13 protein-coding genes are annotated in these 14,179 nt (G+C 68.3%); 4 read left to right on the top strand and 9 right to left on the bottom strand.

From position 1 onward, the window contains the following. Nucleotides 1-23: 23 nt before the first annotated feature. On the bottom strand, nucleotides 24-1,049 hold the full coding sequence (locus Q5696_RS12520; protein WP_370654780.1) for an alpha/beta hydrolase: 1,026 nt from the start codon (nucleotides 1,047-1,049) through the stop codon (nucleotides 24-26). 87 nt (nucleotides 1,050-1,136) lie between these two features. On the opposite strand from Q5696_RS12520, the gene rarD reads away from it, so the two are divergent. Beyond that, on the top strand, nucleotides 1,137-2,069 hold the full coding sequence (gene rarD / locus Q5696_RS12515) for an EamA family transporter RarD (protein ID WP_370654924.1): 933 nt from the start codon (nucleotides 1,137-1,139) through the stop codon (nucleotides 2,067-2,069). On the opposite strand, the gene Q5696_RS12510 is transcribed toward rarD, so the two are convergent. The 6 genes from Q5696_RS12510 to Q5696_RS12485 are packed head-to-tail and all read right to left on the bottom strand — an operon-like array spanning nucleotide 2,062 to nucleotide 7,324. Next, nucleotides 2,062-2,511, bottom strand: a complete 450-nt coding sequence (locus Q5696_RS12510) for a hypothetical protein (RefSeq protein ID WP_305091675.1) — start codon at nucleotides 2,509-2,511, stop codon at nucleotides 2,062-2,064. The two genes, rarD and Q5696_RS12510, sit on opposite strands and share 8 nt — an antisense overlap. A gap of 19 nt (nucleotides 2,512-2,530) precedes the next feature. Further along, nucleotides 2,531-3,280 (bottom strand): SDR family NAD(P)-dependent oxidoreductase, encoded by a 750-nt coding sequence (locus Q5696_RS12505; protein WP_305091674.1) that lies wholly within the window; start codon nucleotides 3,278-3,280, stop codon nucleotides 2,531-2,533. Between the two features lie 26 nt (nucleotides 3,281-3,306). Then, the gene (locus tag Q5696_RS12500; RefSeq protein WP_305091673.1) at nucleotides 3,307-4,086 is read right to left on the bottom strand and encodes an SDR family NAD(P)-dependent oxidoreductase; all 780 of its coding nucleotides are present in this window, start codon (nucleotides 4,084-4,086) and stop codon (nucleotides 3,307-3,309) included. Beyond that, nucleotides 4,083-5,435, bottom strand: a complete 1,353-nt coding sequence (locus Q5696_RS12495) for an MFS transporter (protein ID WP_305091672.1) — start codon at nucleotides 5,433-5,435, stop codon at nucleotides 4,083-4,085. The genes Q5696_RS12500 and Q5696_RS12495 overlap by 4 nt, the downstream gene beginning before the upstream one ends. An 11-nt stretch (nucleotides 5,436-5,446) precedes the next feature. Then, the gene (locus tag Q5696_RS12490) at nucleotides 5,447-6,325 is read right to left on the bottom strand and encodes a polysaccharide deacetylase family protein (RefSeq protein ID WP_305091671.1); all 879 of its coding nucleotides are present in this window, start codon (nucleotides 6,323-6,325) and stop codon (nucleotides 5,447-5,449) included. Between the two features lie 30 nt (nucleotides 6,326-6,355). Then, on the bottom strand, nucleotides 6,356-7,324 hold the full coding sequence (locus tag Q5696_RS12485) for an asparaginase (RefSeq protein WP_305091670.1): 969 nt from the start codon (nucleotides 7,322-7,324) through the stop codon (nucleotides 6,356-6,358). A 162-nt stretch (nucleotides 7,325-7,486) separates the two neighbouring features. Here Q5696_RS12485 and Q5696_RS12480 point away from each other — a divergent pair, with 162 nt between their 5' ends. Further along, nucleotides 7,487-8,506 (top strand): LacI family DNA-binding transcriptional regulator, encoded by a 1,020-nt coding sequence (locus Q5696_RS12480; RefSeq protein WP_305091669.1) that lies wholly within the window; start codon nucleotides 7,487-7,489, stop codon nucleotides 8,504-8,506. A gap of 38 nt (nucleotides 8,507-8,544) precedes the next feature. Continuing rightward, the gene (dnaE, locus tag Q5696_RS12475) at nucleotides 8,545-12,090 is read left to right on the top strand and encodes a DNA polymerase III subunit alpha (RefSeq protein ID WP_305091668.1); all 3,546 of its coding nucleotides are present in this window, start codon (nucleotides 8,545-8,547) and stop codon (nucleotides 12,088-12,090) included. Between the two features lie 6 nt (nucleotides 12,091-12,096). Here dnaE and Q5696_RS12470 read toward each other — a convergent pair whose 3' ends face one another. Next, the gene (locus tag Q5696_RS12470) at nucleotides 12,097-12,291 is read right to left on the bottom strand and encodes a hypothetical protein (protein ID WP_305091667.1); all 195 of its coding nucleotides are present in this window, start codon (nucleotides 12,289-12,291) and stop codon (nucleotides 12,097-12,099) included. Nucleotides 12,292-12,411: 120 nt separating this feature from the next. Between Q5696_RS12470 and Q5696_RS12465 the strand changes: the two genes are divergently transcribed. Next, nucleotides 12,412-12,849: a nitroreductase family deazaflavin-dependent oxidoreductase gene (locus Q5696_RS12465; RefSeq protein WP_305091666.1), complete on the top strand. Its 438-nt coding sequence runs from the start codon at nucleotides 12,412-12,414 to the stop codon at nucleotides 12,847-12,849. Here the strand turns inward: Q5696_RS12465 and Q5696_RS12460 are convergent. After that, nucleotides 12,833-14,152, bottom strand: coding sequence for a H(+)/Cl(-) exchange transporter ClcA (locus tag Q5696_RS12460; RefSeq protein ID WP_305091665.1), 1,320 nt, complete (start codon nucleotides 14,150-14,152; stop codon nucleotides 12,833-12,835). The genes Q5696_RS12465 and Q5696_RS12460 overlap by 17 nt on opposite strands. Between the last annotated feature and the right edge of the window lie 27 nt (nucleotides 14,153-14,179).

The raw sequence follows: 14,179 nt of genomic DNA, 5'->3' as shown, positions 1-14,179 counted from the left end.
CACCGGCCGGAACGGTAGGGAACCTACCTGTCGGTGGTGTGTTTGCGCAGGAACTCGATCGTCCGGTCGAGTGCGGTGCGGCCGTCGGCAGTATCGAGGTCGAACTGGTATTCGTGTGCGAGTGCCGGGGTGTGGTCGTCGGGATAGAACAGTGTGGTCACGTCCACTCCGAGATCGGTGAGCCGTGCGGCCAGGGCCTTCGATTGCTTCGCGGTGAGCCCGTCGGCGTTGCCGCCGGAGACGTAGGTGGGTGGAAAATCCGCGGTGACGTGCCGCAGCGTCGACATCTGCGCGACCGCCGCCGACCGGGTGACGTCTCGGCTGCCGGTGTACGCCCAGATGGACTGCTCGGTGCCCCAGCCGATCACACCCGGCCCGCCGACCATGTCGGTGATCTCGTAGATACCGCAGTTCAGGACCACCCCGCGCAGCTGGTCGGGACGCAGGGCCGACGCGATCCCCACGTCGTGGGCGTAGTCGGGGTTCGTGGCGATCACGGCGAGCTGACTCGACAGCTGGGCGCCGGCGGAGTCGCCGGCGAGGACGATGCGATCCGAATCCACATGCAGGCGTTCGGCGTTCGCCAGGATGTAGGCGTGGGCGTCCCGTAGTTGGTGGACGGCAGTCGGGTACCGGCGGCCCGGGCCGCGGGAGTAGTCGAGCGAGATCACGGTGAATCCGGCGGCCGCGAGCAGTCGGAAGTACGGGGCGTGATCGGCGCGGTGGCCGGAGATCCACGCGCCGCCGTGCGTCCAGATCACCGCCGGCAGCACCTCGGTCGTGCCGGTCAGGGACTCGGGGAAGTGGACGTCGAGGAAGGCGTCGGTGTCGCCGTCGCGGTACTGCAGACAAGTGATCGACGCGATGCCGCCGGGGTCGCGGGCGGTGAGTGCGGCGGTGGTCCTGCGGGCGTCGCGGTCGAACACGAAGCGCACGAGCAGCGCACCCGGCCACGGGCTGGTGGCGAACGCGGCGACGGCGGCCGCGGTCAGCGCCACGCCGGCACCGACGGCTCGCAGGCCGGGGCGTCGGCGTCGGGGACTGGTCACGGGACTCCTTCGCAACGGATACGGTCGACGCCGGTGTCCGGCGTGTGACCTGTCACAGTAGCCGGGGGGCTATCGTGGCCGGACGTGATACAGCGGCACCGCTCCGAGGAATCCACCGGCCTGCTCTCCGGATTCGGAGCGTATCTGCTGTGGGGGGCGTTCCCGATCTTCTTCGGGCTGCTCGCCCCGGCCGGTGCCCTCGAGATTCTCGCGCACCGGATGGTGTGGACGCTGGTGGCGATGCTGATCGTTCTCGCGGTCTTCGGCCGGCTCGGCACGCTACGGGGACTGGGCGGGCGCATGTGGCTGTTGGTGTCCGCCGCGACGGTGGCGGTGGGCATCAACTGGGGTGTGTACGTCTACGCGGTCGTCTCGGGGCATGTCGTGGAGGCGGCGCTCGGCTACTTCGTCAATCCGCTCGTGAGCGTCCTGTTCGGGGTGATCTTCTTCCGGGAGCGGTTGCGGCCCGCCCAGATCGCGGCGCTCGTCGTCGCGGCGATCGCGGTGGTGATCATCACCGTCGACTACGGGCAGCCGCCGGTGCTGGCGTTGACGCTCGCCTTGTCGTTCTCGACGTACGCGGTGGTGAAGAAGGTGATCCCGCTCGATCCGCGGACGAGCCTGACGGCCGAGGGGATCGTTGCGGCACCACTCGCGGTCGGCTACCTGATCGTGCTCGCAGCCACCGGCACCGGCACGTTCTTCGGGGAGGGGGCCGGGCACAGTCTGCTGCTCGTGGCGGCAGGTCCGGTCACCGCGGTGCCCCTGCTGTTGTTCGGGGCTGCGGCGCAACGTATCCCGTTGACGATGCTCGGCATCCTGCAGTACCTGACGCCCGCGCTGCAGATGGTATGGGGTGTCGCCGTGATGCACGAGGTGATGCCGCCGTCGCGGTGGGTCGGCTTCGCACTCATCTGGGTCGCGCTCGTGGTGTTCACGACCGACGCGCTGGTGCGGGCCCGGCGGAGTCGGGCGGCGCACGGCGTGCAGCTCGAACAGCGCGAGCCCGCACTCAGCTGAGCGCGGCGGGCGTCTCCTTCCGGGCGACGGCCGAGTTGCCGGCCCGCACCAGCAGTGCGACCGCGAACTGGGATGCGGTCAGCGTCGGTCGAACGTGCCGGGCGGGGACCGACTCGATCCGGCGCAGTTCGGCGTCGTACGGGCAGGAACGCGTCCTCCCGTCCGGATCCACGTCCACCCCGATCGCCGTCGACGTCCCGAGGCCGGCCCAGTCCACCGCCCCGTGCCGGACGAGGTGGCCCGCGACCTGCTCCAGGTCGGCTGCGACGGACTGGGCGCCGGTGCGGCTGCGCAGCAGCCACCGATCGGCGAACCGGGTCACCCGGACCCGGTTTCCGGCGGCCCGTTGCAGGACGGTGGTCACCTCGGCGGTGATACCGGTGAGATTCGCGTACGCCGTCAGTCTCGGGACGGCGGCCCCGCCGGGGCAGGCTCCGCACACGATCGTGGTTCCTTTCCGGTTACGGCATCACGTCGCCGCTGTTGGGGCCCAGTGTCTGACCCGTGTACAGGTCCCCGCCGGGGGAGGACACCAGCAGCAGCGCCGTCGGGGCCACCTCGTCGGCCCGCCCGAATCGGCCGATCGGCAGTTCCTCCTGCTTCGCGGTCTTCCAGTCGAGAGACAGTCCCTCGATCAGCGGGGTGACGATCGGGCCCGGAGCGATCACGTTGGCGAGGATTCCGTGCGGCGCCAGCTCCAGTGCCAGCGACTTGGTGAACCCGATGACGCCGGCCTTGGCCGCCGTGTAGTGGGCGAGCCCGACACCGCCCTTGATGCCGAGCTGCGAGGCGATGTTGACGATCCGGCCGCCGCCGCGTTCCACCATTGCCGGTGCCGCCCAACGGCAGCCGAGATAGACACCCTTCAGGTCCACCGCGACGGTCCGGTCGAACGTGTCCGGACTCATCTCGAGGAAGGGGGTCTCGTCGAGGATGCCGGCGCTGTTGACGAGGATGTCGATGCCGCCGTGCTCGGTGACCACCGCGGCCATCGCAGCCTGCATGCCGTCGCTGTCGGTGACGTCCACGGCGTGGACGGAGGTGTCGGCGCCGGACTCCGCACACTCGGCCGCGACGTCGCGGCACGTGTCCTCGTGGAGATCCAGCAGTGCCACCGCGGCACCCTCGCGTGCGAACAGTCGTGCGATCGCGGCACCGATACCGCTGCCTGCACCGGTGATCACCGCGACCTTGCCGGTGAGTTGGTTCATGTCGTGCTCCGTTCCGTGTGTGAGGGTCAGCTGGGCCAGCGGACGGTCAGTCCGCCGTCGACGATCAACTGCTGACCGGTGACGTAGACCGAGTCGTCGCCGGTGAGGAAACGGATGACCCGGGCCGCCTCGTCGACGTGGCCGACACGACCCCACGGGATGATCCGACCGGCCGCCTCGAGGCCGTCCGGCCCCAAGGAGTTGACGCCGTCGAGGGATTGCGGGCTCTCGATGAGGCCCGGGACGACGGTGTTGACCCGGATTCCGCGCGGCGCCAGTTCGACGGCGAGCGAGCGGCACATGCCGAGCAGTCCGGCCTTGGCGGCCGCGTAGTGACTGTGGTCTTCCCAGCCGTAGACGCCGCCGGCGATGGAGGAGACTGCGACCATCGCGCCGGGGCCGGTCATCCGGGCGGCACACGAGCGGAAGGTGCGCATCACACCGGAGAGGTCCACGGCCAGCATGTCGTCCCAGGCCTCGTCGGTCATCTCGTCGAGTGCGGCCCGGCGGAGGATGCCGGCTGCGGCGACGGCGATGTCGAGGCGGCCGAAGGTGTCGAGTGCGGCCTGCGCGAGGGCATCGGTGTCCGCGAGGTCGCGGACGTCCACCGGCACCGGAACACAGGTGCCGCCGGCGGCTTCGACCGCCCGGACCGTGTCGGTGACGTCGTGGGGGTCGTTCGGGAGGTAGCCGACCACCGAATGTGCCCCGGCGCGCGCGTACGCGACTGCCAATGCCTGTCCGATGCCGCTTCCGCCGCCCGAGACGACGGCGACCTTCCCTTCGAGTCCGTCGTCGCGGATCATGCCGAAACCTCCTGGGTGGCAGGGTGATCGGTGTTCCGGGTGCCGATCATGAACAGGCCGGACAGCACCATGAACAGCGAGCCGGTGAGGATCGCGGCGGTGCCCATCGAGATTCCTGCGGACAGCAGGATGCTGAGCAGACCGGATCCGGCGATGCCGCCGATGGGCGCCATCACGTGTGCCACGTTCACCCCGGTGCCGCGGACGTGTGCCGGGAACGATTCGCCCATGTAGAACAGCAGGGCCGAGTAGGGGCCGCTCAGGAAGAAGAGGGTCAGGGCGTACATCGGGATGATGAATGCGCTGGTGCCGGGGCCGAGCAGCATGATCAGGCTGATCGTTCCGCCGGCGATCCAGCCGAGGACGACGGTCAGTTTGCGGCCGATCCGGTCGCCGAGCCACCCGTGGAAGAGGTAGCCGCAGAAGCCGACCGCGTTGGCGAGGACGAGGATCACCAGAGCGTTGTCGAAGGAGACCTGCTTGGCTTCGACCAGCACCGTGGTGCCCAGGACCGCGAACACCTGGATGCCGATCCAGTTGGCGAACCAGGCCAGGGACAGGCAGATGGTGTGCCGGCGCAGTTGCGGGGTGAAGACGTCCCGGATCCGGGCCTGCCGGTGGCTACCGATTTCGAGGTCGTGTTCGGCGGCCAGCGCGTCGGCGCCCGCGATGTCGCCGGCGGCGCGGCGCCGTTTCACTTCCTGCATGGCCGCGAACGTGGGGGATTCGGGCAGTCGGGTGGCCATCGCGACGACGACCAGGGACAGGACTGCGGCGACGACGAAGCTCCACCGCCAGCCGATGACGGGGAGGAGCAGGGCGGACAGTCCTGCGGAGATCAGTGCGCCGACGGGCCAGCCGCCTTGGACGAGGCTGTAGAGCAGCCCCCGGCTCTTCGCCCTCTTGTAGATCTCGTTGAGGTAGACCGCGTTCACCACTTCCTCGGACATGGAGAATCCGGAGAAGGAACGGACGATGATCAGGCTGACGGCACCTATCACGACACCCGTCAGTCCGGCGGCGACGGCACCACCGAGCATCAGGAGGATCAGGGCCTTCTTCCGCCCCATCCGATCCAGGATGGTGCCCACGACGAGGGAGACCACGAACACGCCGATGGTGGCGAAGGTGTTGATCGCGGTGGCCTGCGCGGTCGACCAGCCGAAGTCTTCACTGATGACGGGCAGCAGGGTGCCGAAGAGGGTGAAGTCGTAGACGGAGGCGACCCAGGCGAGGAAACAGACGACCGAGACGTAGGTGATGGTCTTCTTCGTGATGGGGGTGTTCCACGGCTCGGTGGACGTGGCCACCGGTGGCGGTGGTGGTGGTGAGACGGTCTGGGTGGACATGCCGGGGTTCCTTAACGGGGGTAGCGCTGAACGAAGTCGCGGGCGATGGTTTCCATGGCGGCGAACTCGACACCGTCGTGCTGTTCGATGTGGTCGAAGAGACGTTCGAGCATGAGCAGGTTCTGGGGACGTCCGGAGACGTCGGGGTGGATCGTGATGGGGAAGACGGCGTAGTCCATCTCCCGGTACACCCAGTCGAACTGGTCCTTCCAGAGCTGTTCGACGTCACGCGGGCTGACGAAACCGTGGCTGTTGGGGCTGCCCTTGATGAACATCATGGGAGGCAGGTCGTCGAGGTACCAGTTGGCGGGGATCTCGACGAGGTCCGTCTCCTGGCCGCGGACGAGGGGTTTCATCCAGTCGTGGGCGGACGGGGCGTCGTAGTCGATCTTGGTCCAGCTGTCCCCGACCCGGACGTAGTAGGGGGTGAAGTCGTTGTGCATCAGCGAGTGGTCGTACAGGAATCCGCGTTCGAGGAGGATCTCGTTGGTGACGGGGGAGAACTCCCACCACGGCGCGACGTAGCCGACGGGCTTCCTGCCGGTGCGGGACGCGAACAGGTCGATGCAGTGGTCCAGGACTTCGGTTTCCTGCTCACGGGTCATCGCGATCGGGTTCTCGTGGCTGTACCCGTGGATACCGACCTCGTGCCCGGCGGCGACCGTGGCCTCGAACTGTTCGGGGAACGTCTCGACGGAGTGGCCGGGCCAGAACCAGGTGACGGGGATGCCCCGGTCGGTGGCCAGTTTCAGGAGTCGGGGGACGCCGACCTCGCCGGCGAACAGGCCGCGGGAGATGTCGCCGGGGGAGTCTTCTCCGCCGTAGGAGCCGAGCCAGCCGCCGACGGCGTCGACGTCGATTCCGACGGATACGTAGATCTTCTTGGACATGATGCCTCCTGTGATGTGGTGGGTGGGCGGTCAGCGGTAGCGGGTGAAGGTGTCGGGGAAACGGGTCGGGGACGTTCCGTGGGACAGCAGCAGGGCCGCCAGGATCCGGGCCTGGAACGGGTTGAGGTCCCCGGACGGGACGGCCCCGGCGGCGACGAGGTCGGTTCCGCCGCCGTTGCCGTAGCGGGGGACCACCGGCCCCCACGGTGTGCGGGTGCTCAGGACGACGGGGCAACCGGCCTGCACGGCCCGACGGACCGACTCGGTGAAGCCGGGTCCGGCGTTGCCGACCCCGGTTCCGGCCAGGACGACGGCGTCGGCCCCCGAGGCGACCGCGGCGTCGAACAGGTGGGTCGTCGCGCCCGGATAGGCGGTGACGATCTCCACTCGGCCGGTGTCGAAGGACGGGCCGGGTGGTGGCAGGGCCGGCCGTCGACGCGGTAGGGCCGTCACGACGAGGCCGTCACCGGTCAGGTGTGCGAGTTCGCTGCCACCGGAGAACGGGTCGGCTGCGGTGGTGTGTGCTTTGCGGGCCCCGCGGGCGGTCCGGACGATCCCCCCGAATGCGATCAGGGCCCCGGTGCCGCGGAGTTCCGGGGACGCCGCGGCCAGTACGGCCTCCCGTACGTTGCGCGGGCCGTCGGGGTCGGGGCTGTCCGCGGTCCTCTGCGCGCCGGTGAGCACCACCGGCTGGGGGGAGTCGTGTACCAGGTCGAGCAGGAACGCGGTTTCCTCCATCGTGTCCGTGCCGTGGGTCACCACGATGCCGTCGACGCGGTCGTCCGCCGCGGTCGTGCGCACGGATTCGGCGATGAGGCGGAGGTCCGCCAGGGTCAGGCGGTAGCTGCCGGTCGTCAGGACGTCGAGGGTGTCGACGGTGTGCTCGCCGGGTACACCGTCGAGCAGTGTCTCGGCCCGGTCGGAGGCGACGGCGCCGATCGTGGTGCCGGACCGTGACGCGATCGTGCCGCCGGTTCCCAGGATCTGGATGTGAGCCACCGCTCGTCGCTCCTTCTGTTCCGAGTTGATCACGTTCACGGGTGACGCAAACGTATGCCGCAAACGTTTGTGTAGCGTTGCGCAAGATAGTATGGGCAGTGGCTGTGATATGCAACACCCCACGGCAGTCGTATGGCGGGGCAACGGAACGGAACGGGGAACATGGCCGGCGCGGAATCGGTGACGCTCAAGACGCTCGCCCGGGAGCTCGGGCTGAACGTCTCGACGGTCTCGAGGGTTCTCAACGACCCGGCGGGGGCGGACTCGCGGTGGGCGTCACCGCAGACCAGCGCCAGAATTCTGGCGCTGGCGAACGAGCGGGGCTACACCCGGAACCCGCATGCGGCGTCGTTGCGGACGGCGCGCTCCGACATGATCGGGGTGATCGTTCCCCGCCTTCAGGACATCGTGCTCGCCACCATGTACGAAGGTGTCGACGAGGCGGCCAACGAACAGGGCCTGTTCACTGTCGTCGCGAACTCGCTCGACGTCGCCGACACCCGGCGCGTCAAGGCCGACATGCTGCTGGACCGGCGGGTCGACGGCCTGATCTTCGGCGACGCCCATCTGACCGACCCGTACTTCGACGAACTTCGGGGGCGCGGGGTTCCGTTCGTGTTGATCAACCGCACGTGCGGGGACCATCCCGCCGTGACGTGCGACGACTACCTGGGCGGGCGGCTGGTCGCGGAGCACTTCGCCGAGACGGGGCGAACCCGGTTCGGGGTCGTCGCGGGTGATGCGTCGACGTCGACCGCGCGTGATCGTGTCCGCGGGTTCGTCGACGGGTTGGCCGAGCGAGGCCTCGAAGTGCCGGCCGAACGGATCGTCCACGGTGGCTTCGACGCCCCGGCCGGACAGCGGGCGGCGATCCGGTTGCTCGAACGGGGTGACGTTCCCGAGGCGATTTTCGCGGTCAACGACTTCGCGGCGATCGGCGCCCTGGGGGTGCTCCAGGAACGCGGCCTGCGGGTACCGGACGACGTCGCGCTCGCAGGGTTCAACGACACCCAGTTGGCGGCCGGTGTCAATCTCACCACCGTCCGCTCACCGATGCGCGAGATCGGCCGGAGGGGCCTGCAGACGTTGCAGGATCTGATCGGCGGCAAGGACGTTCACAGCGTGCAGCTCGAGCCGGCACTCGTCGTCCGGGGGACGGCTGCGCGAGTGGCCGCCGTCTGACGGCCGGGACCGTCGCCGGTACCGCCTACACTCGGTGCGTGGCTGACTCCTTCGTTCATCTTCACAATCACACCGAATATTCGATGCTCGACGGGGCGGCGAAGGTCGGTCCGTTGTTCGACGAGGCGGAGCGGTTGGGGATGACGGCGGTCGGGATGACCGACCACGGCAACATGTACGGGGCGAGCGAGTTCTACAACTCGGCGAAGAAGCACGGGATCAAGCCGATCATCGGGATCGAGGCGTATGTGGCGCCGGAGTCGCGGTTCAACACCAAGCGGGTGTTGTGGGGTGATCCGAGTCAGAAGTCGGACGATGTGTCGGGTTCGGGCGCGTACACGCACATGACGATGGTCGCGGAGAACTCGACGGGTCTGCGGAACCTGTTCAAGTTGTCGTCGCTGGCGTCGATCGAGGGCCAGCTCGGTAAGTGGCCGCGGATGGACGCGGAGCTCATCGCTCAGCATGCGGAGGGCATCATCGCGACGACGGGCTGCCCGTCGGGGGAGATCCAGACCCGGTTGCGTCTGGGCCACGACCGCGAGGCCCTCGAGGCGGCCGCGAAGTGGCAGGAGATCTGGGGCAAGGACAACTTCTTCCTCGAGTTGATGGACCACGGGCTGTCGATCGAGCGCCGCGTCCGTGAGGGTCTGCTCGAGATCGGTAACAAGCTGGGGATCCCGCCGTTGGCGACCAACGACTGCCACTACGTGACCAAGGATGCCGCGGAGAACCACGAGGCGCTGCTGTGTATCCAGACCGGTAAGACGCTGTCGGATCCGACGCGGTTCAAGTTCGACGGTGACGGCTACTACCTGAAGTCGGCCGACGAGATGCGGGCGATCTGGGATGCGGAGGTTCCGGGGGCGTGTGACAACACGGTGCTCATCGGGGAGCGGGTGCAGCCGTACGAGGATGTGTGGGAGCACCGGGACCGGATGCCGATCTTCCCGGTCCCGGACGGGCACACCCAGGAGTCGTTCCTGCGGCACGAGGTGATGCGGGGGTTGCGGGAGACCCGGTTCCCGCACGATCCGGTGCCGGAGGAGTATCTCGCGCGCGCCGACTACGAGATCAGCGTCATCAACGAGATGGGGTTCCCGGCCTACTTCCTCGTCGTCGGCGACCTGATCAACCACGCCAAGGAGGTCGGTATCCGGGTCGGCCCGGGTCGTGGTTCGGCTGCCGGGTCGCTCGTCGCGTATGCGATGGGTATCACGAACATCGACCCGATTCCGCACGGTCTGCTGTTCGAGCGGTTCCTCAACCCCGAGCGTGTGTCGATGCCCGATATCGATATCGACTTCGATGATCGTCGTCGTGGTGAGATGGTGCGTTACGCCACCGAGAAGTGGGGCAGCGACAAGGTTGCCCAGGTCATCACGTTCGGCACCATCAAGACGAAGGCCGCGATCAAGGACTCCGCGCGTGTCCAGTTCGGGCAGCCGGGGTTCGCGATCGCCGACCAGATCACCAAGGCGCTGCCGCCGCCGATCATGGCGAAGGACATCTCGGTGTCCGGGATCACCGATCCGAACCACGAGCGGTACAAGGAGGCCGCCGAGGTTCGGGCGCTGATCGAGTCGAACCCGGACATCGCGAAGATCTACCAGACCGCGAAGGGCCTCGAGGGTCTGATCCGCAATGCGGGCGTCCACGCGTGCGCGGTGATCATGTCGTCCGAGCCGCTCACCGATGCGATCCCGGTGTGGAAACGCGCGCAGGACGGCGCGATCATCACCGGCTGGGACTATCCGTCGTGTGAGGCCATCGGTCTGCTGAAGATGGACTTCCTCGGTCTGCGCAACCTCACCGTGCTCGGTGACGCGATCGAGAACCTCAAGAACAACCGCGGCATCGACATCGACCTGGACGCGCTGCCGCTGGACGATCCGGCCACCTACGAGCTGTTGGCGCGCGGCGACACCCTCGGTGTCTTCCAGCTCGACGGCACCGCCATGCGGTCGCTGCTCAAGCTGATGAAGCCGACCGGCTTCGAGGACATCGTCGCCGTCCTGGCGCTGTACCGGCCGGGTCCGATGGGCGTGAACGCGCACACCGATTACGCGAAACGCAAGAACGGGCTGCAAGAGGTCAAACCCATCCACCCGGAGCTCGAGGAGCCCCTGAAGGAGATCCTGTCCGAGACGTTCGGTCTGATCGTCTACCAGGAGCAGATCATGCAGATCGCGCAGAAGGTGGCCGGCTACTCGCTCGGACAGGCCGACCTGCTCCGCCGAGCCATGGGCAAGAAGAAGAAGGAGATCCTCGACGAGGCCTACGACGGGTTCGCCTCGGGCATGAAGGACAACGGCTTCTCACAGGCCGCGATCACCGCCCTGTGGGACACGGTCCTTCCGTTCGCCGGCTACGCGTTCAACAAGTCGCACGCCGCCGGCTACGGACTGGTGTCGTTCTGGACCGCATATTTCAAGGCGAACTATCCGGCCGAGTACATGGCGGCCCTGCTCACGTCCGTCGGTGACGACAAGGACAAGTCGGCCATCTACCTGGCGGACTGCCGGTCGATGGGGATCACGGTGCTGCCGCCGGACGTCAACGCCTCTCGCGTCGACTTCGCCTCGGTCGGGGAGGACATCCGGTTCGGTCTCGGCGCGGTCCGCAACGTCGGCGCCAACGTGGTGGGCTCGATCATCGCGGCCCGGGAGGAGAAGGGCAGCTTCACCGACTTCTCCGACTACCTCAACAAGATCGACGCGCTGGCGTGTTCGAAGAAGGTCACCGAATCTCTCATCAAGGCAGGCGGATTCGACTCCCTCGAGCATCCCCGCAAGGGCCTGCTGCTGGTGCACGCCGACGCGATCGACGCGGTCATGGGCACCAAGAAGGCCGAGGCGATGGGCCAGTTCGACCTGTTCGGCGGCGACGACGCCGACGAGTCGATCGCCTCGGTGTTCAACGTCAGGGTGCCCGACGAGGAATGGGAGCAGAAACACAAACTCGCCCTCGAACGGGAAATGCTGGGCCTGTACGTGTCCGGGCATCCACTCGACGGTGTCGAGCACGTGCTGTCCGCCCAGACCGACACGTCGATCCCGGCGATCCTCGACGGGCAGGCCTCCGACGGTGCGCAGGTCACCATCGGCGGCATCCTCGCGTCCGTCACCCGACGTATCAACAAGAACGGTTTGACGTGGGCCGCCACCGAACTCGAAGGGGTGGGTGGCGCCTCGGTGGAGGTGATCTTCTTCCCGCAGGCCTATTCGGCGTTCGGCATGGACATCGCCGAGGATGCCGTCGTGCTCGTCAAGGGCCGGGTCAACGTTCGTGACGAGCGGTTGTCGATCATCGCGAACGATCTTGCGGTGCCGGACCTTTCGGCGATCGGGGTGGCGAAGCCGGTGGCGGTGAACCTGCCGGTACGTCAGTGCACCAAGGAGAAGCTCGGCGCGCTCCGGCAGGTGCTGTCCCGGCATCCCGGTACGGCGGACGTGCACGTCAAACTCATCGGGTCGCGCGGCACGTCGCTGTGGAAGATCGACGACGGACTGCGGGTGGAACCGTCGTCGTCGCTCATGGGTGACCTCAAGGCCCTGCTCGGGCCGAGCTGCCTGGCGGGCTGAGGCGGATCAGTCGGTGCGGCGCGTGAGCATCGCGCGCCGCACCCACCACACGGCGACGGCGGTGCCGGCCGCGGTGAGCACGGCGGTCTGCAGGACCTGGCCGACGGTGAGGACCAGCACGAACACGGCGAGCGCGGAGGCGATCGCTTCGAGCTTGTACAGGGGCCACGCGGTGCCCGCGATGTCGACGGTGCCGGTCATGTTTTCACCCTAGCCGCGTCTTCGAGTTCGGTCTACCGAACAAATGGGGGAGGGTTACGAAAACTGCTGGTTCCCGGTGTTCGGGTGGTGAAGATCATTCGGTGGGTGTGTACTCGGGGTATGCCACTCACCGGTGAATACGAACCCAGCCCCGCCTCGTGGGCCGCGGACCAGGTCGATCTGTACGAGCGTTCCGGCGGCACCGAGGGGACGATGATGCAGGGCAAGCCCGTCGTCGTTCTCACGACGAAGGGCGCCAAGTCCGGCAAGCTCCGCAAGACGCCGCTCATGCGCGTCGAACACGACGGCCGGTACGCGGTTGTCGCGTCGCTCGGCGGGGCCCCCAAACACCCCGTCTGGTACCACAACGTGGTCGCCGATCCGCACGTCGAACTGCAGGACGGTCCCGTCAAGCAGGACATGGTCGCGCGCGAGGTCGTCGGTGACGAGAAGGCGCAGTGGTGGGAACGGGCCGTCGCCGCGTGGCCCGACTACGCCGAGTATCAGAAGAAGACGGACCGGCAGATCCCGGTGTTCGTGCTCACTCCGCAGTCGTAGACCGCACGTCCGTCCGCTCCATCCGCTGCCGGAGACTGTCGTAGATCGGCAGGGAGCCGACGAGGTGCGCGACGAGGACGGCGGCCGCGGTCGCCGCGGCCATCGGCACGGTCAGTGTCGCGGTCGCCGTCATCTCCGTCACGAGCACGATCCCCGTCACCGGGGCCCGCACCGTCGCCCCGAAGAACGCGACCATACCGGCCAGGGCGAACGGGACGACGGGAACCGTTGTGCCCGAGGGCAGGACGGTGTCGGTGACGCCGGCGAACAACACTCCCCACAGGGCGCCGACCGCGAGCAGCGGCGCGAACAGCCCGCCCGGGGTGCCCGCCGCGTACGACAGCGGTCCGGCGACGAATCGGATCAGCAGCAGCCCGGCGGCGGTCGTCAGCACGACGCCGTCGCCGTCGAGGATGCGGTGGGTGACGGCGTCGCCGCCTCCGGCGGTGAACGGGTCGAGTACCAGCAGCAGTCCGACGACCGCGCCCACAGCGGCGGCGACCACCACCCGCGGCACCCGCCGCAGGAGGTCGGCGGCGGCGAGGAAACCGAGGACGGCACGGTTGTAGAGCGCACCGAGTATTCCGGTGGCGAGCCCGAACAGCGCGAACAGCGGCAGCCACACCACCGTGGGTGCCGCACCGAGGTCGACCGTGAAATCCGGGTGGTCGCCCAGGACCAGCCGCGAACAGGAGACCGCCGCGGTCACCGCGACCAGCGCGGGAACCACGACCCGTAGGGCGAGAGATTTCGTCACCTCCTCGACGACGAACAGGGCTCCTCCGATCGGCGCGTTGAACGCGACCGCGAGACCGGCACCCGCCACGACCGACTGGGACAGGCGCATGTCGTCGTCGGGAAGATGCCCGGCCCGGCCCGCGGCGGCGCCGATCGTGGCACCCATGTGCACGGTCGGCCCTTCCCGCCCGAGAACGAGACCGGAACCGATGGAGAGCAGACCCCCGACGAAGCGGGCCGGCACCACCCGCAGCGGTGGTGGGGCGGCCTCGCCGCGGGCCACGGCCTCCACGTGCTGGATGCCGCTGCCCGACGCGAGGGGCACCGTCCGCACGATCGCGGCCGCGAGGGCGGCACCGAGAGCAGTGACCGCCACGGGTACCAGCCAACCCGGTCCGGGAGCCCGCTCCGCCCACCCGAGCAGATCGACCCGCCACCGGTCCGCCACCTGCAGACACCAGCGGAACGCGCCACCGACGAACCCGATCGCCACCCCGCCGGCGAGAGCGATCACGCACAGCAGCGGGAGGCCGGCGCCGTCGGAATCGGCTCGGTGCCTGGCCATGGGTCGGTCCTCCCGGTCGGGTGGAGT

Source organism: Prescottella sp. R16 (genome assembly GCF_030656875.1).
Taxonomy (GTDB): Bacteria; Actinomycetota; Actinomycetes; order Mycobacteriales; family Mycobacteriaceae; genus Prescottella.
Note: the sequence above shows the minus strand (reverse complement) of the source record. Positions and strands in the feature narration are given on the sequence as shown.